Source organism: Gammaproteobacteria bacterium (assembly GCA_016705365.1).
Lineage (GTDB): Bacteria > Pseudomonadota > Gammaproteobacteria > Pseudomonadales > UBA5518 > UBA5518.
On the sequence record JADIYI010000009.1, the window covers coordinates 164,171 to 186,200 of the forward strand.

Below are 22,030 nucleotides of genomic sequence, written 5' to 3' on the forward strand. Positions count from 1 at the left end.
TCGCTCGTGCTACTCGGGCGCCGGGTCTCCATCGTCATCGTGCTCGCGCTGGATGCGCTGGTAGATTTCTTCGCGGTGCACCGTGACATCCTTCGGGGCATTGACGCCGATGCGCACCTGGTTGCCCTTTACACCGAGCACGGTGATCGTCACGTTGTCGCCGATGATCAGGGTTTCGCCCACCCGACGCGTCAAGATCAGCATGATGTCCCTCTCTTCCCCAACGCCCTCTTCCCTCTGCCGCTATCCTGCCCCGGCATCATCGGAACCTCGCCAACCCGCGAGAGCGCGGGATTATAGAGAATAGTTTGCCGATTCCCAAGCATTAACGTGCGCGATCATTGGCCTTCGAGTACCGGGGTGTCCAGCCCGAACGCGGTGTGCAGCGCGCGCACCGCCAATTCGAGGTATTTTTCCGCGATCACGACCGTGATCTTGATCTCCGAGGTGGTGACCATCTGGATGTTGATGTTCACATCCGAGAGCGCCTTGAACATCGTGCTGGCCACGCCTGCATGCGAGCGCATGCCGACCCCGACGACCGAGACCTTGGCGATCTTGGCATCGGTGGTGATGCCACGCGCACCGAGCGCGTCGGACACATCCGACAGCACCGCCGCCGCGCGCTGCAGATCGTTGCGGTGCACGGTGAACGTGAAATCGGTGTTCTTGTCCTCGGCAACGTTCTGCACGATCACATCGACCTCGATATTGGCATCGCCGATCGGGCCGAGTATCTGGTAGGCGGTTCCGGGCGTGTCGGGCACGCCGCGGACCGTGATCTTGGCTTCGTCGCGGTTGAACGCGATGCCCGCTATCGTGGGTGCTTCCATGGCGTCGGTATCCTCCATCGTGATCAGCGTGCCCGGACCGTCGACGAAACTCGACAGCACCCGCAGCGGCACCTTGTATTTGCCGGCAAACTCCACCGAGCGGATCTGCAGCACCTTGCTGCCCTGGCTGGCGAGTTCCAGCATCTCCTCGAACGTGATGCGATCGAGACGCCGCGCCTCGGGAACCATGCGCGGATCGGTGGTGTAGACCCCGTCGACATCGGTATAGATCTGGCATTCATCGGCCTTCAGTGCCGCCGCCACCGCGACCGCGGTGGTATCCGAGCCGCCACGCCCGAGCGTGGTCACGTTGCCGTCTTCGTCGACACCCTGGAAACCGGCGATCACCACCACGTGATCGCGATCGAGATCGGCGCGGATGCGCTGGTCATCGATCTGGCGGATCCGCGCCTTGGTGAATGCGCTGTCGGTCAGGATCCTGACCTGGCCGCCGTTGTACGAGCGCGCATTGCAGCCGCGCCGGTGCAGCGCCATCGCCAGCAGGGCCATCGAGACCTGCTCGCCGGTGGAGACCAATGCGTCGAGTTCGCGCGCATCGGGCTGCTCCTGTATCTGTCTGGCCAGCCCCAGCAGGCGGTTGGTTTCACCCGACATCGCCGAGACCACGACCACCACATCGTGACCCTGGCGCTTGAACGCCAATACCTTGTCCGCGACCGCCTCGATGCGCTCGACGCTGCCGACGGAGGTTCCGCCATATTTCTGGACGATCAGGCTCATCGTGTCAATCGGGCTCCCTGCCGGTTTTCAGGCCACTATTCATTGCGCCAGGCGCCGGCGCACCCAGTCGGGGACGCTGGCGAGCGCCGCCGGCAGCGCGGCACCATCGGTGCCCCCGCCCTGGGCCATATCGGGGCGGCCACCGCCCTTGCCGCCGACCAGCGCGGCAACCGCGCCAACCAGCTCGCCCGCGGGCACGCGGGCGCTGACATTCTTGCCGACACCGGCCACCAGCGAAATTTTCTCACCCTCGAGTGCCGCCAGCAGCACCACCGCATCGCCGAGCTTGTCTTTCAACTGATCGACTGCGGCGCGCAGGCTTTTGGCATCGGCGCCATCGAGTTGCGCGGCCAGCACCTTGATGCCCTCGATCTCGATTGCACCGGCCGCCAGATCGCTGCCGCTGGCAAGCCGCGCGCGCAGGCGTTCGAGTTCCTTCTCGAGCTGGCGATTGCTCGCAATCAGCTGTTCGAGCTTTTCGACCGCGCCCTCGCCGCCGGCTTTCAGCAGGCGTGCGATTCGCGCATTGCGTTCCTCGAGCGCATCGAACAGGTCGAGCGCATTGGCACCGGTCAGCGCCTCGATACGCCGCACACCGGCGGCAATTCCCGCTTCCGCGGTGATGCGCAGCAAGCCGATATCGCCGGTACGCTGCACGTGGGTTCCCCCGCACAGCTCCACCGAAAAGCCGCCGCCCATCGTCAGCACGCGCACTTCGCTGCCGTACTTCTCGCCGAACAGTGCCATCGCGCCGCGCGCTTTTGCGGTGTCCATATCGGTGATCTCGATGCTCACCGGCGTGTTGCCGCGAATCTGCTCGTTGACCAGGCGTTCGACCGCTCGCAGCTCGGCCGGTGTCAGCGCCTCGAAGTGGGCGAAATCGAAACGCAGCCGGGACGAATCGACCAGCGAGCCTTTCTGGGTGACGTGGGTGCCGAGCACTTCGCGCAGCGCCGCGTGCAGCAGGTGGGTGGCGGAGTGATTGAGCGCCGTGGCCTGACGAATGGCGGGCTCGACGCGGGCATCGACCTCGGCACCGGTACCCATGCTGCCTTCGACCATCACTCCATGATGCAGCGTGGCCGCGCCACTGCGCGTCGTATCACGCACCTCGAAGCGGGCACCGGGCAGTTCGATCACCCCGGCATCGCCCACCTGCCCGCCCGCCTCGGCATAGAACGGCGTGCTCCCGAGCACCAGGATGCCCTGCTGCGCGGCCTCGAGTCGCTCCACCCGGGTACCGTCGCGCACGATGGCGACAAGCTTCGTGCGCCCCTGCAGACTTTCATAACCGGTGAATACCGTTGCCGCATCGATACCGAGTTCGTGCTGTTCGTCCATCACGAAATGGCTGGCACCGCGGGCGCGCTCGCGCTGCGTCTGCATCGCCCGCTCGAAACCCTCTTCGTCGACCGCGAGCCCGCGCTCGCGCGCGATGTCCGCGGTCAGGTCGAGCGGGAAGCCATAGGTATCGTAGAGCTTGAACAGCGTTTCGCCGGGGATTAGCGGGCCCGTGAGTTCCGCGAGATCCTGCTCGAGAATGCGCAGGCCGGTGTCGAGGGTGCGCGCGAACTGCACTTCTTCGAGCAACAGGATGCGCTCGATCTGCGCGCGCTTTTCGATCAGCTCGGGATAGGCATCGCCCATCGCCGCGCCGAGCGGTGCGACCAGCCGATGAAAGAAGGGTTCGCTGGCGCCGAGCTTGTGCCCATGGCGGCAGGCGCGGCGCAGGATGCGGCGCAGCACATAGCCGCGCCCCTCGTTGGACGGGACCACCCCGTCACTGACCAGGAACGCACAGGAACGGATATGGTCCGCGATCACCCGCAGGGAGGGGCTGTCCGGGTCGCCGGCGCCGGTCACTTCGCGCGCGGCATCGAGCAGCAGCCGGAACAGGTCGATCTCGTAGTTGCTGTGCACATGCTGCATCACCGCGGCGATGCGCTCGAGCCCCATGCCGGTATCGACCGAGGGTTTTGGCAACGCCGCGAGCGTGCCGTCGGCGGCGCGCTCGTACTGCATGAAGACCAGGTTCCAGATCTCGATATAGCGGTCGCCGTCCTCGTCCGGGCTGCCGGGTGGTCCGCCGGCCACTTGCGGGCCGTGATCGTAGAAAATCTCGGTGCACGGTCCGCAGGGACCGGTATCGCCCATGGCCCAGAAATTGGATTTCTCGCCGAGGCGGGTAACCCGGGCCGGGTCCACGCCGATCTGCTCGATCCAGATCCGCTCGGCCTCCTGGTCATCCTCGAACACCGTCACCCACAGGCGCTCGCGCGGCAGCTTCAGCACCCCGGTCAGGAATTCCCAGCCGTAGCTGATCGCCTCGGGCTTGAAGTAATCGCCGAAGCTGAAATTCCCGAGCATTTCGAAAAAGGTGTGATGGCGCGCGGTGTAGCCGACGTTGTCGAGGTCGTTGTGCTTGCCGCCGGCCCGCACGCAGCGCTGCGAGCTGGTGGCACGGGTATAGGCGCGCTGCTCGCGCCCGAGAAACAGGTCCTTGAACTGCACCATGCCGGCATTGGTGAACAGCAGCGTCGGGTCATTGCCCGGCACCAGCGAACTGCTGGCCACGCGCGTGTGTCCCTTGCTCTCGAAGTATGCGAGGAACGCTTCCCTGATTTCCGCACCGTTCATGCCATCAACCTGCCTCAGCCAGCCAGATGCGCCCTGCCAGCCGGACCGGGTGCGCAAAAAGGTCAAAAAGTATAAGCGGCGGGACCGTTCAAGTCCCGCGAGAAAATCCCGTTTTCCGGGATAACTACTTGCGCTCGCGCTCTTCGAGGCTGAGCTGGCGGGCCTCGTTCTCGAGCATCACCGGAATGTCATCGCGTACCGGGTACGCCAGTCCGCAGGCGCGGCACACCAGTTCCTGCGCCTCGCGATGGTACTTGAGCGGCCCCTTGCACACGGGGCAGCGCAGGAGGTCCAGCAGTTTCTCGTCGAGCATCAGTTCGAATCTCCTTGAGCAGCGGGCGCCGCCGGCGGCGCGGGCATCGCACCGGCCAGCAGTTGCGGATCGACACGGGCATCGCGCCAGTTCATGCGCCAGTCGAGATGCGGGCCGGTGGCACGCCCCGTGGCACCGACCTGGGCAATCAGCGTGCCCGTTTCCACGCGCTGCCCGACGCTGACCAGCACCTTGCTCAGGTGCAGGAAGCTCGAGGACAGCTCATGCCCGTGATCGATGATGATGGTGCCGCCGGAATAGAACAGGTCCGGCTCGGCCAGCGTCACGATGCCCGGCGCCGGGGCATGGACCGGGGCACCGGTCGGCGCGGCCACATCAACGCCGAAATGCGGGCGCGACGGGGCGCCATTGTAAAAGCGCTGGCTGCCGTACACACCGCTGATCGGCCCGAGTATCGGCCAGGAAAAGCCGGCGGCAAAATCGCTGCGCGGATCATCGCGCCCGCGCGCGGCGTTGACCAGGCGCTGCTCGCGCGCGATCCGTTCCAGGTCCGCCGCCGAAGGGCTCATGATGTTTTGCGCGATACCGGTCACCCGCTGGATCGCGTACTCGCGCTGTTTGATCGCCAACTCGCGCGTCTCCGCGCCCGCCACCAGGGTATGGCTTTGCGGCGAATCGCGATCGAAGCCGATCACGAACAAGCCGTCTTCCGATACCCGCAAGGCGCGTCCGTCAAGGCTTACCGGGGTGCCTGGTGCCACCTGGCCGATTACCACGCCGCCCTGCAACAAGGGGCCCTCGAGTTCCAGCGCAACCGCGGGCAACGGGCCGCACAGCAGCAACGCGAGCAGCAGTCGATCGAGAATGCCTGACATCATGGGGAGCTTCGGTGGCAATGGTTGAACGCTTTTGGCTAAGCTGCAGTCTACCAGAGACCATCGAGCCCGCGCCCGCCGCAATCGAGGGAGTATTCAGCGCATGGGACGCTACCGGCCACCGGCCGCACGCAAGTCTGCCTATATCACTCCCGAGGGCGAGGCGCGCATGCGCGCCGAACTCGAGCAGCTGTGGAAAGTCGAGCGTCCGCAGGTGACCGCGGCGGTGCATGAAGCGGCCAAGAACGGCGATCGCTCGGAGAACGGTGATTACATCTACGGCAAGCGGCGCCTGCGCGAAATCGACAGCCGCGTCCGCTACCTCGGCAAGCGTCTCGAGCAGATGCAGGTGATCCGCGAAGTGCCCGCGGACCGCGCACGGGTGTTCTTCGGCGCCTGGATCAGGCTGGAAGACGAGTCGGGCACCGAGTTGCGCTACCGCATCGTCGGCCCCGACGAGTTCGATATCCGCCAGGGCCTGATCAGCATGGACTCGCCGATGGCGCGCGCGGTGCTCGGCAAACGCCTCGACGACACTATCCAGGTAAGCACGCCAGGCGGCACCCGGGAGTACACGATCGTGGCGATCGATTACCCTGCCGGCACCGAATCCAGCGGGATGCAGCATGAATCCGCCCAGTGAGACAGGCCGGCGCCACGCATCGGCCTGTTCGTGACCTGTCTCGCCAATGTGTTTCGCCCCGGCGTGGCCGAATCCACGCTGCGCCTGCTGCAGCAGGCGGGCTGCACGGTCGAGGTGCCGCTGGCCCAGAGTTGCTGCGGCCAGCCGGGCTACAACGCCGGCGCGATCGCCGCGGCCAAACCGATCGCACGCCAGCTGATCGAGACCTTCGAGCCCTTCGATTACGTGGTCACACCATCGGGCTCCTGCGCCGGGATGATCGCGCATCACTACCCGAAGCTGTTTGCCGACGAAGCCGCCTGGCAGGCGCGCGCGCTGGCTTTGGCGGCAAAAACCAGGGAGATCACCCAATTCCTGGTCGATATGCCGGGTTGGGAAGCCGCGCCAGCACAACTGCCCGACGCACGGCAGTTCACCTATCACGACAGTTGCGCCGGCTTGCGCGAGATGGGTATCAAGGCGCAACCGCGCAAATTGCTCGCCGCCCTGGGTGTATCGCTGAAGGAAATGCAGGGTACCGAGGTGTGCTGCGGCTTCGGCGGGACTTTCTGCGCCAAGCTGCCGGATATCTCGCTGGCGATGGCCGACGAGAAGATCGCCCATGCGCTCGCGAGCGGCGCCGACACCCTGGTCGGCGGCGATCTGGGCTGCCTGCTGCACCTCGCGGGAAGGATCGCGGAGCGCGGGCTCGCGCTCGAGGTACGACATGTCACCGAAGTGCTGGACGGCACGCTCGAGTCGCCCGCGCTCGGCAGCGGGCCGCGCTGATGCACAACACCAGCGAACATTTCATCGCCAACGCGCGCATCGCGCTGCACAACGAGCAGTTGCAGCCGGTGCTTAACGCCGTAACGCAGTTCCTGCCCGCGGCACGCAGCGCGGCACTCGCGGAAACGCCGGAGTTCCGGGCGCTCAGCGATTACGCGGTCGCGATGAAGGATCATGTGCTCGAATATCTCGACGACTACCTCGGCGAGTTCGTGACCCATGTACGAGGCCGTGGCGGACAGGTTCACCACGCCGCAACGGGCGCCGATCTGAACCGCATCGTGGCCGGGATCTGTCGCGCGACCGGCGCCCGGCGGGTGATCAAGGGCAAGTCGATGGTCGGCGAGGAGACCTCGCTGAACGAGGCGCTCGAGACCGCTGGCTTCGAGGTGCTCGAGACCGATCTCGGCGAATACATCATCCAGCAGGCGCAGGAACCGCCGAGCCATATCATTGGCCCGGCGCTGCACAAATCGAAGGAACAGGTCGCACAGCTGTTCCTCGACAAGCACGATCTCGGCCCGCGCCGGCTCGACGATGTGCGGAGCATGGTCAGCGAGGCGCGCGCGGTGCTGCGCGAGCGCTTTCTCGAGGGCGAGGTCGGCATCACCGGCGCCAATGCGCTGGTCGCGGAGACCGGCTCGTTCATGCTGGTCACCAACGAGGGCAACGGGGACCTGAGCAGCACCCTCCCGCGGGTGCATATCGTGATCGCGGGCATCGAAAAGCTGGTGCCGACGCTCGAGGATGCCAGCGCGCTGCACCGCGTGCTGTGCCGCAGCGCCACCGGCCAGGCGACCAGCGCCTATACCACTTTTTATACCGGCCCGCGCGCGCCGGACGATCCCGACGGGCCCGAGGAATTCCACGTCGTGCTGCTCGACAACGGCCGTCGCGAGATGCTGAACGGCAAGTACCGCAGCATGCTGCGCTGCATCCGCTGCGGTTCCTGCCTGAATCACTGCCCGATCTATCGTCATGTCGGGGGCCATGCCTACGGCTGGGTGTATCCGGGGCCGATGGGCTCCGTGCTCACGCCGCTGCTGACCGGGCTGGAAGGCGCGAAAGAGTTGCCCAATGCCTGCACCGCCTGCGGGCGCTGCGAGGAAGCCTGCCCGATGCAGATCCCGTTGCCCGAACACCTGCGGCAACTGCGCGACGACGAACGTGCGCAACACGTTTCTCCGCTCATCTGGCGGCTCGGCGTGGCGGCGATGATGTGGATGTTTCGTTATCCCGCGCTCTACCGCCTGGCCTGTTCGCTGGCGCGCCCGCTGCTCGGCTGGTTGTCCGCGCACCCGGGACTGATGAAGAAGCTGCCGATTCTCGGCGGCTGGGCGGCGGGGCGTACCCTGCCCGCGCCGCAATCACACACCTTTCTCGGACAATGGCAGCGCCAGCTTGCCGCCCGTGAGCAGGACACACGCTTGTGAGCAACGCACGCGAGCAGGCCCTTGCGCGCCTCGCCGCCGAGCGGCCGCGTCCCGCAATAACAGGCGAGCCGTTGGCGGCATTCAGCCGGCGTTTCACCCGCCAGGGCGGTGTCTGTGCGACGCTGACATCGATCGAGTCCCTGCCTGGCTATATCGCCGGGCATTTCGCCAACGCGCAGGATGCAACGCTCGAAGTCATTCTCTCGAGCGACGCCTTGCTCGCGGAGGTCGACTGGACCGCGCAGCCGCGACTCCAACCCTGCCCGGCCAGTGACCGCCCAAGAGGAGCGATTGCAGTCACCACGGCATTTTGCGCCGTCGCCGAAACCGGCAGCCTGGCGGTGTATCCGCGTGCCGGCGCACCGATGGCGCTGAATTTTCTGCCCGACCGGCTGCTGATCGTGCTGCGCAGGGAAGACGTGGTGGCAAATCTCGAGGATTTCTGGCGCCGGGCACGCGCGCGCTTCGACAGCATGTTGCCGCGCGGGCTGTGCCTGGTTTCCGGCCCCTCCTCGACCGGTGATATCGCGATGAGCTTTACCACCGGCGTGCACGGTCCCATAGAGGTGCATGCGCTGATCCTGTGAGCCCCCGGACCTGCGCCGATCCTGCGGCGGCGGCACACGCGGCCTGGCTTGTGCTTAAATACGCCGCTTTTCGCTACCCGGCTCGCGCCGGGGCACCGGCACTGCGAGGAAACCCATGAGCGCCAGCACCACCCAGGTATCCGTACCCACCCTAGACCTGCTGGAACAGCGCGCCGCGTTCGTGCACCGTCATATCGGCCCCTCCGAGGCACAGATACAGGACATGCTGGCATTGCTGGGTGTCGGCTCGCTCGATGAACTCACCGCGCAAACCGTACCCCGGGCGATCCTGAGCAGCGGCCCGCTGGCCCTGCCCGAAGCACAACCCGAGCACGTGGTGCTGGAGCGCCTGGCCCGGATCGCGGCCAAAAACCAGGTGCTGCGCTCGATGATCGGCTGCGGCTATCACGACACCATCACCCCGGCGGTGATCCTGCGCAATGTGCTGGAGAACCCGGGCTGGTACACGGCCTACACGCCCTACCAGCCGGAGATCTCCCAGGGCCGTCTCGAGGGCCTGCTGAATTTCCAGCAGATGATCATCGATCTCAGCGGACTCGAACTGGCCAACGCCTCGTTGCTCGACGAGGGCACCGCGGCGGCCGAGGCAATGGCGCTGTGCAAGCGGGTGGCGCGCAAGAACAAGAGCAACCTGTTCTTCGTCAGCGAGGATTGCCACCCGCAGACCATCGCGGTGGTGCGCACCCGCGCCGAACCGCTCGGTCTCGATATCATGGTCGGCAACCCGGACACCGATCTCGAAGGGGCGGACATCTTCGGTGCGCTGTTGCAGTATCCCGCCACCGACGGTCGCGTGCGCGATCTGTCCGGGCTGATCGAACAGGTGCATGCCAGCAACGCGCTGGCCGTGGTCGCGGCCGACCTGATGAGCCTGCTGCTGCTGAAAAGCCCCGGCGAAATGGGAGCCGATGTCGCGATCGGCAACACCCAGCGCTTTGGCGTGCCGATGGGTTTCGGCGGCCCGCACGCCGCGTACTTCGCCACCCGCGACGAACACAAGCGCTCGCTTCCCGGGCGCATCATCGGCGTCTCGGTGGATGCGCGTGGCAACCCGGCCTATCGCATGGCGATGCAGACCCGCGAGCAGCATATCCGGCGCGAGAAAGCGACCAGCAACATCTGCACCTCGCAGGCGCTGCTGGCGCTGATGGCCGCGTTCTACGCGATCTATCACGGCCCGGTGGCACTGAAGACCATCGCCCGGCGCATCCATCGCCTCACCCAGGTGCTGGCGCGCGGACTCGCCGCCTGCGGGCATCCGCCGCTGCATGCGCATTTCTTCGACACGCTGTGCATCGATGCCGGCGCCGAACAGGGCGCGATCATGCAGCGCGCACGCGATGCCGGCTTCAATTTACGCGCGCTCGACGCGACCCGCATCGGCATCAGTCTCGATGAACGCAGCACGCGCGCCGAGGTACAGGCGGTGTGGCGTATTTTCGCCGGTGACGAGGCGCCCGCTTTCGATCCCATCGACGCGCTGATCGAGGGCTATTCGGTACCTGTCACCTGCGTGCGCCAGAGCGGCTACCTCACGCATCCGATCTTCAACAGCTACCATTCGGAAACCGAGATGCTGCGCTACCTGCGCAAGCTCGAGCAGCGTGATATCGCGCTGAACCGCGCGATGATCCCGCTCGGTTCCTGCACCATGAAACTCAACGCCACCAGCGAGATGATCCCCGTCACCTGGGGCGCCTTTGCCAACATGCACCCGTTCGCGCCACGCGAGCAGAGCGCGGGCTACGCCGAGATGCTGGGCGAGCTGAGCGCCGCGCTGCTCGAATGCACCGGTTACGACGCGCTGTCATTCCAGCCCAACTCCGGCGCCCAGGGCGAATATGCCGGGCTGCTCGCAATCCGTCATTACCACCGCTCGCGCGACGAGGAAGCGCGCGATATCTGCCTGATCCCGAGTTCCGCGCACGGCACCAACCCGGCCAGCGCGGCGATGGCCGGCATGCGCGTGGTGATCGTCGATTGCGACGATCACGGCAATGTCGATATCGAGGATCTGCGCCACAAGGCCGAGCGTCATCGCGAGGAACTCGCCGCGCTGATGATCACCTACCCGTCCACGCACGGCGTGTTCGAGCAGAACATCGTGGAGATCTGCGCGCTGATTCACGACTGCGGTGCACAGGTCTATCTCGATGGCGCGAACATGAATGCGCTGGTCGGCGTGGCCCGCCCGGGAAAATTCGGCGCCGACGTCTCGCACCTGAACCTGCACAAGACATTCTGTATTCCGCACGGCGGCGGTGGCCCCGGCGTGGGCCCGATCGGGGTCGGCGCGCATCTCGCGCCGTTCCTGCCCGGCAACGACGGCACGACGGTCTCCTCGGCACCGTTCGGCAGCGCCAGCATCCTGCCGATACCGTGGGTATACGTGACGCTGATGGGCGCGGCAGGGCTGCGCAAGGCGACCCAGGTCGCGATACTCAGCGCAAACTATATCGCCACGCGCCTCGCCGCCTGCTACGAGATTCTCTATACCGGCGCCAACAACCGCGTCGCCCACGAATGCATCATCGATCTGCGCCCGCTCAAGGAGCGCAGCGGCATCACCGAGGAAGACATCGCCAAGCGCCTGGTCGATTACGGTTTCCACGCACCGACCATGTCATTCCCGGTGCCGGGCACGCTGATGGTGGAACCGACCGAAAGCGAACCGCTGCGCGAACTCGACCGCTTCTGCGATGCGATGATCAGCATCTACCAGGAAGTGCACGCGGTCGAGACGGGTCACGCCGACACCGCGGACAACGTGCTGAAAAACGCCCCGCACACGCTGCGCGACATCTCCGATACCGAGTGGTCGCACCCGTACACGCGGCTCGAAGCCGCATACCCGGTCGCCGGCCTGCACGACGACAAGTACTGGGCGCCGGTCAACCGCATCGACAACGTCTACGGCGATCGCCACCTGGTCTGCTCGTGCCCGCCGGTGGAGAGTTACCGGAACTGAGGGCGACGAGCCGGGGCAACCGGCGCCTGCTGCCAAAAATCGATCGCCCCCGTTGATTATAATGTTCAACTCACATCCACACCTCGACCAAGGACTGCATCATGAAGCTCGAGACGCTCGCCGTGCACGGCGGCTACAGCCCGGACCCAACCACCAAGGCGGTCGCGGTGCCGATTTACCAGACCACCTCCTACGCATTCGACGACACGCAGCATGCCGCCGACCTGTTCGATCTCAAGGTGCCGGGCAACATCTACACCCGCATGATGAACCCGACCCAGGACGTGCTGGAAAAGCGCGTGGCGGCGATGGAAGGCGGTATCGGCGCACTCGCGATGGCCTCCGGCATGGCGGCGATCACCGCCGCGATCCAGACCATCACCGAAGCCGGTGACAACATCGTGACCTCCAGCACGCTGTACGGCGGCACCTACAACCTGTTTGCCCACACCCTGCCGCAATACGGCATCGAAGTCCGCTTTGCCGATTACCGTGACCCGGATGCGTTCGAGAAGCTGATCGACGCCAGGACCAAAGCGGTCTTTTGCGAGTCAGTGGGCAATCCGCTGGGCAACATCACCGACTTCGAGAAACTGGCCGCCATCGCACACAAGCACGGGGTGCCGGTAATCGTCGACAACACCGTGCCTTCACCCTATCTTTGCCGCCCGTTCGAGCACGGCGCCGACATCGTGGTGCATGCGCTGACCAAATACCTTGGTGGGCACGGCAACTCCCTTGGCGGCATCATCGTCGACTCGGGCAAATTCCCGTGGGCCGAACACAAGGAGCGCTTCCCGCGCCTGAATGAACCGGACGTGTCGTACCACGGTGTGGTGTACACGGAAGCGCTGGGGCCGGCTGCCTACATCGGCCGTGCGCGGGTGGTGCCGCTGCGCAACATGGGCGCGGCCATTTCACCGTTCAACGCCTTCCTGATCCTGCAAGGCATCGAAACCCTGGCGCTGCGCATGGACCGCATTTGCATCAATGCATTGAAAGTTGCCAAGCACCTGCAGAACCACCCCAAGGTCAATTGGGTGAATTTCGCCGCCCTGGAGGATCACAAGGACTATCCGCTGGCGCAAAAGTACATGGGGGGACGCGCCTCGGGAATACTGAGCTTCGGCGTCAAGGGCGGATTGGCCGCCGGCACACGCTTCCAGGATGCGCTGCAATTGATCACGCGGCTGGTCAACATCGGTGATGCGAAGTCCCTCGCCTGTCACCCGGCGTCGACTACCCACCGTCAACTCAATGCCGAGGAGATGCTGAAGGCCGGCGTGTCGGAAGACATGATCCGCCTGTCAATCGGCATCGAACACATCGACGACCTGATCGCCGATCTCGACCAGGCACTTGCGACCGCCTGAGCGCATGGCTGGACGGACCGGGGCAATCCCGGTCCGGTTTTCCCGGTCGGCCATCACTGCGCGTTGCGACGAAGGCAGGATCGTTGATGTTTGGCCGGCCTTTGCGGAGCCACCGGCGACGGCAGCTGAGGGACAAGGCAGCGCGTTGCTCTTTCGCGTTGCCTTGTCCGCCAGCCCTGGCGCCAAGGCCGCAGACCAGTTCACCTTCGTCGAAAAAATTTCCCGTCGCGTGTTTCTCGCCAAACTCGATATCAATTCGCGCTACCCATTTGGTAAAGCCTCACCACGTGATGCTTTGCGCGCTTAGCTCAAAAAATATTTGTCGCGTGTCCTGCCGCAAGCAACTATATCAAGGAGCTGTATCACGCTGTGCAATGAGGACGAAAGCGTTGGCATTTCCTGTCCTGCGCTGAAGCCCGGGTAACACGGACCAGCCGAATGAACGGACCCGGCTGACGGTTGTGGCACAATGCCCACGCTCCCGGTACCAATTTGCGGAGGCAGAATAATGAAAGCTGACAGCAGACCAGGGCGTCTTTCACGGCGCCACTTCATGCTCGCAGCGGGTGCCGTGGCCGCCGCCGCATCACCCCTGGCCGCCCTGGCGAGGCAGGACACCGACGAGGGCATCACCTTCGCGGCCGGTCCGCGTCCTCTGGTCAAATACCCGGGCAAGCGCGAGCTGATCCTGGTACACAGCCGGCCGCCGCATCTCGAGACGCCATTCGCAACGTTCAATGAGAGCGTGATAACACCCAATGACGCTTTTTTTGTGCGCTATCACCTGGCAGATTTTCCCGTGTCTATCGACCCCGGGACCTATCGCCTCACGGTCAAGGGCAGGGTGCGAACACCACTCGAGCTGTCATTGGCGGATCTCAAGGCCAGCAGCGATCCCGTCGAGGTAGTTGCGGTAAATCAGTGTTCGGGCAACAGCAGGGGCTATTCGCAGCCGCGTGTGTTTGGCGCGCAGTTGGGCAACGGCGCGATGGGTAATGCACGCTGGACCGGGGTGCCGCTGAAATTGGTACTGGACAAGGCAGGTGTGCTGCCCGGCGCGAAACAGGTCACTTTCAACGGTCTGGACAAGCCGGTGCTGGCCAGCACCCCGGATTTTCGCAAGGCGCTGGACATCGAGCATGCACTGCATCCTGAACCGATACTTGCCTGGGCCATGAACGGCGAAGACCTGCCGTTCCTGAACGGTTACCCTCTCAAATTGATTGTGCCGGGGTATTTCGGCACCTATTGGGTGAAGCATCTATCGGAAATCGAGATCATCGATCACGACTTCAGCGGTCATGATGCGTATTTCATGAGCAGTGGCTACCGCCTGCCGGATAATGACTGCGCCTGTGTGGCGCCCGGCACCACTCCGGATAAAACCCGGCCGATTTCCACCCTGCCCGTGCGCAGCTTCATCACCAGCGTCATGGCCGGAGAAGTGCTTCCCGCCGGGCGTACGGTGGAACTCAAAGGCATCGCCTTCGACGGTGGCGCGGGGATCAGGGCCGTGGATGTGTCCATCGATGGCGGGCGCAGCTGGCGCGCGGCTGCGCTGGGAGAAAACCTGGGACGTTTTTCTTTCCGCGAGTGGCGCCTGCCCGTCAGCTTTGCCAGCAAGGGAACCGCGGTATTGCAGGTACGTGCCACGAATAATCGAGGCGTGATGCAGCCGGCTGAGGCGAGCTGGAATCCAGGTGGCTATCAGCGTCATGTCATCGAATCCACGCCCGTTGTCATTACCTGAGGTTACCCCCATGAAACGAGCGCTGACCAGCGTGTTGATGCTTGCGGCCAGCCTGGTGACGGCAGTCGCCACGGCACGCGAAATCACCCTGCCTGCCGACACCTCCACGCTACGCGTATCCGAGCTCCCGGGATATGCCATCGCCCGGCACAAATGCGGCATTTGTCATTCTGCCGATTACATCAGCTATCAGGCGCCCGCTATGAACCAGGCGCAGTGGACCGCCGAAATGCTCAAGATGCAGCATTCTTACGGTGCCCCGATCGATGAAGATGAAACCAGGCTGATCGGAGCCTATCTCGCAGTCAGCTACGGCAGCGCTGACAAGGATGATGCCAGCGTCGTGGCGCTGTCGGCATTGGCACAGAAAGCGGAGCCGGCACCGGGCGAGGCCGGGGAAATCGATGTGCAGGCGTTGCTGGTGTCCAATACCTGTCTGGCTTGCCACGCGATCGAGAACAAGGTCGTAGGCCCATCCTTTCGGGAAGTGGCTGCCCGTTACCGGAGCGAAGCCCATGCATCTTCCCGGCTGGCCGAGTCGATACGAGCGGGCGGGACGGGAAAGTGGGGGCCGGCTGCAATGCCGCCGATGAGTGCTTTGAGCGCTGCGCAGGCCCAGGCACTGGCGCAGTTCGTGCTGGCGCAATAGGCTATGGATGCCACGCCGGTGTGCGCCGGGTTTCAGGGCGGTATCAATCCACCTGACAGCCAATTTTCAGGGGAAACCGAGTGATAATGGGCCGGGCTTCTCGTTAACAAGTCTTTCATGCTGCTTGTGCTTGTTTGAAATCCACGGCGACGATTGCTGACGGTTCGACAAAATACGGCGATCCGGCGGCAGGCGCGCTGACAGAACGCAACCCGGTAAAGAGAGTGTAAAGATCCATGTATGTTCTTCGATTCGATATGCGCGCACCGGCCACCTCTGCGGCATCAATTGCCGAACTCTACAGGGCAGCTGTCGATATGGTTGCCTGGGGCGAGGCCAACGGCTGTGTTTCGGCCATGGTGTCGGAGCACCATTCCTCCAGTGACAATTACCTGCCTTCGCCGCTGGTGCTTGCTGCCGGTTTTGCCACGCGCACCCGCACGCTGCCCATTGCCATCGGAGCAATCCTGCTCAATATGTATGATCCGGTAAAACTCGCGGAAGACATGGCAGTGCTCGATATACTTTCAGAGGGCCGGGTCAGCTACATCATCGGTCTGGGATATCGGGCCGAGGAGTACGCCATGTTCGGCGTGTCGATGGCGAATCGCACCGCCGTTATCGAGGAAAAAATCCAGGCCTTGCTGCAGGCATTGAGTGGCCAGCAATTCGTGTATCAGGGCCGCAATGTCCAGGTGACGCCAACACCGCGAGCGGCTCGAGGCATTGCAATCGCCTATGGCGGGCACAGCAAGGCCGCGGCGCGGCGCGCGGGCAGATTCGGGCTGGATTTCTATGCCAATGGAGGCAGCCCGGAACTGGTGGATATCTACACGCAAGCTGCCCTATCCGCAGGCAAGGCCGTTGGCAATGCCATCGTGCCGGCTCCTGATTCAGCACAGTGCGTATTCGTGGCGCAGAACCTGGACCGCGCCTGGAATGAAATAGGACCATACATGCTGCACGACATAAAAATGTATCGGCAATGGGAAGGCGAGGACAGCACTGCCGTGACCAGCTACGCCACGAACATCGATGAAATCAGGGAAGAAAGCGGCCCCTATCGTATCGTGACCCCCGATCAGGCGCTGGAGATGATCACTACCACAGGCCCGTTGATGATGAGCCCGCTCGTGGGCGGCTGCCCTCCGCAACATGGGTGGGCGAGCCTGCATTTGCTGGCGGAAAAGGTCTTGCCGCGCCTGGCGGCTCGCTGAATGCCATACGGTTATGTAATGCGTCGATGGATGGAATGAATGCCGTCTATAATCCGGGTCCACGTTTTCTGGGTTGCGGCGGAGATTGAATCGATGACACACCCCCGTTCACGCAGCATTGCTGCCCTGACCACGCTGACGCTGCTTTCGCCGGTGGCGCTCGCCGGCGGACCCGCGCTGAGCGGCATGAGCGCACAGGCGGATTCGGCCGAGACCGCGATCAGCAACCCGGCCGGGATGGCCCGGCTCGACGAAGCCACGTTCACGGTGCGCACGGTAGTCGGCGAGGGGCTGGGCGAATTCAAGGTGGACGAAAACCGCACCACGATGGACGGCGGCGACCCCGATTCGAATTTCGCGCCGGTGATCCTTCCCATGCTGTTCTATGTACGGCCCCTCGGCGAGCGCTGGCGCGCCGGCATCTCGCTGACGATTCCCACTGGATTCGGCGCCGATTACGGCAGCGACTGGGCCGGACGTTACTACAGCGATTACTACACCCTGGTCTACGTGGCACTGACACCGGCACTGTCGTACCGGGTCAACGACAAACTCTCGCTCGGCGTTGCCACGAACATCAACTACACGCTCTCCGAAACCGAGGTTCCGTTCAACAACCCTGGAGCGGACGTAGCGGATGGACGATTGAAAGCCGAACTCGACGGCATCGGCAGCAGTTTTTCCCTTTCGATGCTGTGGGAAGCCACCGAGCACACGCGCTACGGACTGGTTTATACCAGCGAGGCGCAGGCCGATCTCGAGGGTGATCTGAAATTCAGGAATCTCGGCCCGGTGCTCGAATCGGTACTGCAGCAGCAGGGACTGCTCGACTCGGACATCAAGGTCGAGAACACCCTGCCGCAACGCATCAGCGGCGGCATGTATCACGAATTCGAATCCGGCGCCTCGTTCTCGATCGATGCGATGTGGATGGAGTTCAGCGAGTTCGGTACTTCCTCGGTGTCCCTGAACGGCAGTTCGCTCGAAATCGATGAAAATGGAGCGTTCGACGATTTCTGGGGCATGTCGGTCGGCTGGGGTTTCCCCGCTTGCGGCAGATTGCGCTGGTCGGTCGGTGCCTTCTACACCTCGGCTCCGGTCGACGACGACGAGCGCAGTCTCTCGCTGGCGCTCGACCGCATGTGGGGCGTGGGTGCGGGCGTCCACGTCACGCGGCAAGGCGGACGTTCGATCGACCTCAACGCCAATATCGTCGACTACGGCGAGGCGCCGGTGGATACCGGCGACAGCCCCTATCGAGGCCGCGTCGTTGGCAAGACCGACAATCCGTACGCCCTGATGTTCGACGCCTCGTTTCACTTCTGAGCACGGCGTCGTTCACGTCCGACGCAAAATTTTGTCGTGACCATAAGGCAGGATCGTTGACCTTTGGTCGGTCTTTGCGGAGGCACTGGCGACTGCAGCTGCCGGACAAGGCGGCGCAGTTTCGCCAGCCGCACGAGTTCGCGTCGAACCGCATGCCCCAGCACCGCTGCTATTCGTTCCACGAATGCCTCGAAATGTTCCAATCGGTGGTCCATACTCCCTTCGTGACGCAACAGATCGAGACAGAGGAAGCGTAGCGCTCACTTCTTCTAGCACAGTATAAGTAGGGGCCTGTCGGACCTGGCCGTCCGTAGCGAAGGGAACAGGAGATGATGATTGCACACGCCCCTGGATTGTCAGCAAGACTGCGCACTGCGTTGATGCTGCTTGTTTGTTTTGCCTGGGCAGGCAGCACTATTGCGGAAGATGCCTGCCTGGCATCGGGCGACTACCGATTCGTCTGCGGTCCGAAGAGCACCGAGGACCTGGTGCTGGTCCCTGGCACGAACTTCATCATTGGCAGCGCTTTCAGTGCGGGTCCTGCGTTGTACCTGGTCGATGCCGCAGAAAAATCCTGGAGTATTCTCTACCCGGGCGAGCAGGCTCACGCATTACAGGATAGGGAGCGCTATGGCGCATGCCCCGGCGCACCGGACCCCGCAAAGCTGGTGACGCATGGATTGTATATACGAGCCGGCGACGCGGGACGTTCGACGCTATACGTTGTCGGCCACGGCGGTCGCGAGGCCATCGAGGTTTTTTCCGTGGATGCCAGCGGCACGCGGCCTGTCGTGACGTGGACCGGTTGCGTGATGATGCCCGAGGGTCTGGCAGCCAACAGCGTGGCCGCGCTCGCCAACGGCACGCTGCTGGCGACGATTCCACTGCCCCCGGGGAAAACGATCGCTGAAGCGATGAAAGAAAATTTGCCCGGTGCGGTGTACCAATGGTCACCCGGAGACCGCGGATTCACGAAGATCGAAGGTCCCGATGCGCACTTCCCCAACGGTATCGAGCTGTCTGCGAATGAACAGGAATTTTATATCGTGAGCGGTTCCAGCGTCGTCGCCTACTCGAACACCCGTCCCGCGCGGCTGCTGCGAAACACGGAACCGCTGGCGTTCGGACCCGATAATCTTCATATGGGATCCGACGGACAACTGCTCACCGCAGGCATGATTCTCGATTATCCGGCATGTGCAAAAATCGGTGGCGATGCGGATTTTTCGTTTGAGGCATTTGCGAATTGCCCAAGACCTTTCATCGTGGCGGCGGTCAATCCGAAAACGATGGAAGTCAGGCAGATTGCCGATGGTCCTGCCAATCCCGTATTCAGCAATGCCACGATGGTGCTTCCGGTGGGGGACGAATTGTGGATCGGCAGCTTTTTCAGTGATCGTATCGCTTATCGGTCCCGGCACTGAGGCCGTGAGCGAGACGATCAATGGATCAGCAACACGTGAACAACCCCGCCTACGGGCGAGGGGTTCACGGATCCCCGGTGGGGGACTTTGAATAAATTCCTGCTTGTCTCTCTGGCTAGCGCCAGTAAATCGTTGGCATAGGAGCGTAGTTATGCAGATAGGTATGACTCTGCCGCTGATGGAGCCCCATGTGAATGGCATCGTGCTGGAGACATGGGCGCGTGCCGTGGACAAAGGCCCGTTCAGCTCGCTGTGCTTTGGAGAGCGGATGGCGTTTGACAACCCGGAGATCATGACGCTGCTCGGCGCTTGCGCGGCATGGACAGAACGCGTACAGCTGCAGACTACGGTTATCGTCGCACAGCTTCACAACCCCGTGATGCTGGCAAAATGTCTGGCGACCGGTGACATGCTGAGCCGCGGGCGGCTCACGGTTGGCCTGGGAATCGGTGGACGTACTGAAGACTATGTAGCCGCCGGCGTAGATCCGGCAACGCGTAACCATGCCGATCTCGCGGCGCGCGTGGCAATCATGAAACGCGTGTGGGCTGGCGAACAGGTGGTGGACGCGTTGAAACCGGTCGGCCCGGCACCGTATCGTCGAGGTGGTCCGGAGCTATTGGCAGGCGCTCAGGGGCCCAAGGCAATTCGAGCGGCAGCGCAATGGGCCGACGGCCTGTCGGGATTCAGCTTCGACCTGAACATGAAGGATGTGGCTGAGTCATTCAAACAGGTGCGGGCCGCGTGGAGTGAGGCTGGCCGACCGGCGCCAAAGTTGAGCACCGCATTCTGGTTCGCACTCGAGGATGGTGGTCGCGCGCAGATGCAGCGCCACCTGCGCCACTATTTCAACTGGATCGAACCCGCTGCGCTTGAGGCGATATTACCGACTTCGGGCTTTGCCGGCAGTTTGGCGGAACTGAAAACCGTGCTGACACAACTCGAGGATCTGGGCGCTGATGAAGTGCATTTGATCCCTACCAGTGACGCTGTTGATCAGGTGTTGCGCATTGCCGATCTTGTCGGTTAGCTCCTGGCCGTTTTGTTGGCATGAGGCAGAACGCTACTGCAGCACGGTAAATGTCCCTTTGACACTCGCGGACAGCGAGGTTATTCACGAGCGGACCCTTAGCGGAGCTTCTGCACCCGCGATCCCTGAAACTCTTTGAGGATCGGCTGGAGAATCAAAAGCTGTCGCTGATGACGGCGGTAGAGATACTGCAGGATCTCGCCCTCTTGCTCAGCAGGCGCCTCCGACACAAAGTGCTCGAGCGCAGCGTCCGCCGCGCGCCAGTCCGGCGGTCGGGAGCCGAGCAGGGCTGTCGCCTCGTCGAGATCATCTGATTCGAGGGCCGGTCCGTAACACTCCGAGCGACGCAGGTATTCGGCAACACGCGCAGCGGTCGCGACCTGATAGTCCGCGTAGTTGTCCGCTCCCTTCGCAACGCAAAGAAGCTTCTCGAGCGCACCAAACGCCGGGGCCTGACGCCCGGAAACGGGCTCTGGCACAGGCGGCTCTTCCAGCTCCACACCCACTTCGAGCGCCATCACTTCGATCGCCATACGTGCATAGACGTGGTACCAGGCGATGTACTGGACGGGCTCGTCCGGATTGGGTTTGTACAAGGTGCTTGCCGTCGACATCGGTACGCAGATACCGACACGCACGGCATGCCAATTCACGACATGCGGGTCCATCTCGCGACCCGAAAGCTCCGCATACCGTCGCACAGCGTGCGGCAGGGGCCCGAGCGGCTCGGAAAGATCGCGTACAAAGAGGGCGCCCAGATCGCTGGCCGGATCGCCCAGATGCGCGAGCTCAAGGTCGAGCACAGCGGTCAAATGTCCTTTATCAAAGATGAACTGGCCCGCATCACCCTGGACGAAGCTGATCTCTTCGCGCCGCGGCTGGTTCCGCTTCAGCCATTCGATCGTGAAGGCGATTGTCGGGTCCGGGCCCGACTTCGAACGTTCATAATCGGCCTGCCAGCGCGGGAAGTCCCCCCAGGCGAGTGCGTCGGATCGGGTCGGGCGTTCAAATCCTTCCGCCTCCAGGACCGCGGGATCAATCGCGTGCATCCTGACCAGATTCTGCAAAAATTCGTCGAGCACGGCGGTGCGTTCGAGCTCGCTCTCCGCGGTTCCCAGATTCGGTCGCCCCGGTGACCGTTCCATCACGATGCCCGCCGGGTCGTCGCAATAGGCATACACATGCGGGACGAGCACACCTTCCTTTTCGCAGACCTGGAACGCGCGACATTCATGCTCGATGGGGTAGATCCCGACTTGCGGTCGCTCCCCCCGGAAATGAACGGGGATGATCTCGCCGTCGCGTTCGACATCGACGTCAAAGGCGGGGCGCCAGCGTGGGTAGCGGTGGTGGCGCACAATGCGTCCGCCGACGGATTTTTCGATGAAGGCGAAGGCGCGACGCCATTCGGGGGCGAGTTCGCTTTGCTTTGCCGTTTCAGTCTTTTCGTTTTCCCCGCTGCCCATGACGAACTCCTCCGG

General features: G+C 63.4%; 19 protein-coding genes. 13 read left to right on the forward strand and 6 right to left on the reverse strand.

Translation table 11 applies throughout. The annotated features are described in order from the left end of the window. Positions 1-9: 9 nt before the first annotated feature. The 5 genes from csrA to IPF49_18985 all read right to left on the reverse strand — a co-directional run bounded on the left by csrA (position 10) and on the right by IPF49_18985 (position 5,363). On the reverse strand, positions 10-204 hold the full coding sequence (gene csrA, locus IPF49_18965; GenBank protein MBK6289666.1) for a carbon storage regulator CsrA: 195 nt from the start codon (positions 202-204) through the stop codon (positions 10-12). Between the two features lie 134 nt (positions 205-338). After that, positions 339-1,574, reverse strand: coding sequence for an aspartate kinase (locus tag IPF49_18970; protein MBK6289667.1), 1,236 nt, complete (start codon positions 1,572-1,574; stop codon positions 339-341). Between the two features lie 39 nt (positions 1,575-1,613). After that, positions 1,614-4,211, reverse strand: coding sequence for an alanine--tRNA ligase (gene alaS / locus IPF49_18975; GenBank protein MBK6289668.1), 2,598 nt, complete (start codon positions 4,209-4,211; stop codon positions 1,614-1,616). A 124-nt stretch (positions 4,212-4,335) separates the two neighbouring features. Continuing rightward, positions 4,336-4,524, reverse strand: coding sequence for a Trm112 family protein (locus tag IPF49_18980; GenBank protein ID MBK6289669.1), 189 nt, complete (start codon positions 4,522-4,524; stop codon positions 4,336-4,338). Further along, positions 4,524-5,363, reverse strand: coding sequence for a M23 family metallopeptidase (locus IPF49_18985; protein MBK6289670.1), 840 nt, complete (start codon positions 5,361-5,363; stop codon positions 4,524-4,526). Before IPF49_18985 ends, IPF49_18980 begins: the two co-directional genes overlap by 1 nt. A 100-nt stretch (positions 5,364-5,463) precedes the next feature. Between IPF49_18985 and greB the strand changes: the two genes are divergently transcribed. The 13 genes from greB to IPF49_19050 all read left to right on the forward strand — a co-directional run bounded on the left by greB (position 5,464) and on the right by IPF49_19050 (position 20,549). Continuing rightward, on the forward strand, positions 5,464-6,003 hold the full coding sequence (gene greB, locus IPF49_18990; GenBank protein ID MBK6289671.1) for a transcription elongation factor GreB: 540 nt from the start codon (positions 5,464-5,466) through the stop codon (positions 6,001-6,003). An 18-nt stretch (positions 6,004-6,021) separates the two neighbouring features. Beyond that, positions 6,022-6,771, forward strand: coding sequence for a (Fe-S)-binding protein (locus IPF49_18995; GenBank protein MBK6289672.1), 750 nt, complete (start codon positions 6,022-6,024; stop codon positions 6,769-6,771). Further along, positions 6,771-8,204 carry an iron-sulfur cluster-binding protein gene (locus tag IPF49_19000; protein MBK6289673.1) on the forward strand — a complete coding sequence of 478 codons (1,434 nt, stop codon included), beginning with the start codon at positions 6,771-6,773 and terminating at the stop codon, positions 8,202-8,204. Before IPF49_18995 ends, IPF49_19000 begins: the two co-directional genes overlap by 1 nt. Beyond that, positions 8,201-8,791: an LUD domain-containing protein gene (locus IPF49_19005; GenBank protein MBK6289674.1), complete on the forward strand. Its 591-nt coding sequence runs from the start codon at positions 8,201-8,203 to the stop codon at positions 8,789-8,791. The genes IPF49_19000 and IPF49_19005 overlap by 4 nt, the downstream gene beginning before the upstream one ends. A gap of 115 nt (positions 8,792-8,906) precedes the next feature. Beyond that, a complete protein-coding gene (gene gcvP, locus IPF49_19010) occupies positions 8,907-11,780 on the forward strand; it encodes an aminomethyl-transferring glycine dehydrogenase (protein ID MBK6289675.1) in 2,874 nt (957 codons plus the stop codon). Positions 11,781-11,881: 101 nt separating this feature from the next. Next, positions 11,882-13,153, forward strand: a complete 1,272-nt coding sequence (locus IPF49_19015; protein MBK6289676.1) for a bifunctional O-acetylhomoserine aminocarboxypropyltransferase/cysteine synthase — start codon at positions 11,882-11,884, stop codon at positions 13,151-13,153. Between the two features lie 4 nt (positions 13,154-13,157). Then, positions 13,158-13,460 (forward strand): hypothetical protein, encoded by a 303-nt coding sequence (locus IPF49_19020; GenBank protein MBK6289677.1) that lies wholly within the window; start codon positions 13,158-13,160, stop codon positions 13,458-13,460. Between the two features lie 201 nt (positions 13,461-13,661). Then, positions 13,662-14,903, forward strand: a complete 1,242-nt coding sequence (locus tag IPF49_19025; protein MBK6289678.1) for a molybdopterin-dependent oxidoreductase — start codon at positions 13,662-13,664, stop codon at positions 14,901-14,903. 10 nt (positions 14,904-14,913) lie between these two features. Then, positions 14,914-15,552: a c-type cytochrome gene (locus IPF49_19030; GenBank protein ID MBK6289679.1), complete on the forward strand. Its 639-nt coding sequence runs from the start codon at positions 14,914-14,916 to the stop codon at positions 15,550-15,552. Between the two features lie 236 nt (positions 15,553-15,788). Next, the gene (locus tag IPF49_19035; protein ID MBK6289680.1) at positions 15,789-16,769 is read left to right on the forward strand and encodes an LLM class flavin-dependent oxidoreductase; all 981 of its coding nucleotides are present in this window, start codon (positions 15,789-15,791) and stop codon (positions 16,767-16,769) included. A gap of 93 nt (positions 16,770-16,862) precedes the next feature. Further along, positions 16,863-18,095 carry an outer membrane protein transport protein gene (locus tag IPF49_19040; GenBank protein ID MBK6289681.1) on the forward strand — a complete coding sequence of 411 codons (1,233 nt, stop codon included), beginning with the start codon at positions 16,863-16,865 and terminating at the stop codon, positions 18,093-18,095. Between the two features lie 842 nt (positions 18,096-18,937). After that, positions 18,938-19,519, forward strand: a complete 582-nt coding sequence (locus IPF49_19045) for a hypothetical protein (GenBank protein ID MBK6289682.1) — start codon at positions 18,938-18,940, stop codon at positions 19,517-19,519. A 163-nt stretch (positions 19,520-19,682) separates the two neighbouring features. Beyond that, positions 19,683-20,549, forward strand: coding sequence for an LLM class flavin-dependent oxidoreductase (locus tag IPF49_19050; GenBank protein MBK6289683.1), 867 nt, complete (start codon positions 19,683-19,685; stop codon positions 20,547-20,549). Positions 20,550-20,647: 98 nt separating this feature from the next. Here the strand turns inward: IPF49_19050 and IPF49_19055 are convergent, their stop codons facing one another. Then, positions 20,648-22,015 carry a phosphotransferase family protein gene (locus tag IPF49_19055; protein ID MBK6289684.1) on the reverse strand — a complete coding sequence of 456 codons (1,368 nt, stop codon included), beginning with the start codon at positions 22,013-22,015 and terminating at the stop codon, positions 20,648-20,650. Between the last annotated feature and the right edge of the window lie 15 nt (positions 22,016-22,030).

What these genes read in the sequence shown, in the direction of transcription:
- gcvP (MBK6289675.1), top strand. Translation starts at nt 8,907, where the DNA reads ATGAGCGCCAGCACCACCCAGGTATCCGTACCCACCCTAGACCTGCTG.
- IPF49_19055 (MBK6289684.1), bottom strand. Translation starts at nt 22,015, where the DNA reads ATGGGCAGCGGGGAAAACGAAAAGACTGAAACGGCAAAGCAAAGCGAA.
- greB (MBK6289671.1), top strand. Translation starts at nt 5,464, where the DNA reads ATGGGACGCTACCGGCCACCGGCCGCACGCAAGTCTGCCTATATCACT.
- alaS (MBK6289668.1), bottom strand. Translation starts at nt 4,211, where the DNA reads ATGAACGGTGCGGAAATCAGGGAAGCGTTCCTCGCATACTTCGAGAGC.
- IPF49_19035 (MBK6289680.1), top strand. Translation starts at nt 15,789, where the DNA reads ATGTATGTTCTTCGATTCGATATGCGCGCACCGGCCACCTCTGCGGCA.
- IPF49_19015 (MBK6289676.1), top strand. Translation starts at nt 11,882, where the DNA reads ATGAAGCTCGAGACGCTCGCCGTGCACGGCGGCTACAGCCCGGACCCA.
- IPF49_18970 (MBK6289667.1), bottom strand. Translation starts at nt 1,574, where the DNA reads ATGAGCCTGATCGTCCAGAAATATGGCGGAACCTCCGTCGGCAGCGTC.
- IPF49_19030 (MBK6289679.1), top strand. Translation starts at nt 14,914, where the DNA reads ATGAAACGAGCGCTGACCAGCGTGTTGATGCTTGCGGCCAGCCTGGTG.
- csrA (MBK6289666.1), bottom strand. Translation starts at nt 204, where the DNA reads ATGCTGATCTTGACGCGTCGGGTGGGCGAAACCCTGATCATCGGCGAC.
- IPF49_19020 (MBK6289677.1), top strand. Translation starts at nt 13,158, where the DNA reads ATGGCTGGACGGACCGGGGCAATCCCGGTCCGGTTTTCCCGGTCGGCC.
- IPF49_19025 (MBK6289678.1), top strand. Translation starts at nt 13,662, where the DNA reads ATGAAAGCTGACAGCAGACCAGGGCGTCTTTCACGGCGCCACTTCATG.
- IPF49_18980 (MBK6289669.1), bottom strand. Translation starts at nt 4,524, where the DNA reads ATGCTCGACGAGAAACTGCTGGACCTCCTGCGCTGCCCCGTGTGCAAG.
- IPF49_18985 (MBK6289670.1), bottom strand. Translation starts at nt 5,363, where the DNA reads ATGATGTCAGGCATTCTCGATCGACTGCTGCTCGCGTTGCTGCTGTGC.
- IPF49_19000 (MBK6289673.1), top strand. Translation starts at nt 6,771, where the DNA reads ATGCACAACACCAGCGAACATTTCATCGCCAACGCGCGCATCGCGCTG.
- IPF49_19040 (MBK6289681.1), top strand. Translation starts at nt 16,863, where the DNA reads ATGACACACCCCCGTTCACGCAGCATTGCTGCCCTGACCACGCTGACG.
- IPF49_19050 (MBK6289683.1), top strand. Translation starts at nt 19,683, where the DNA reads ATGACTCTGCCGCTGATGGAGCCCCATGTGAATGGCATCGTGCTGGAG.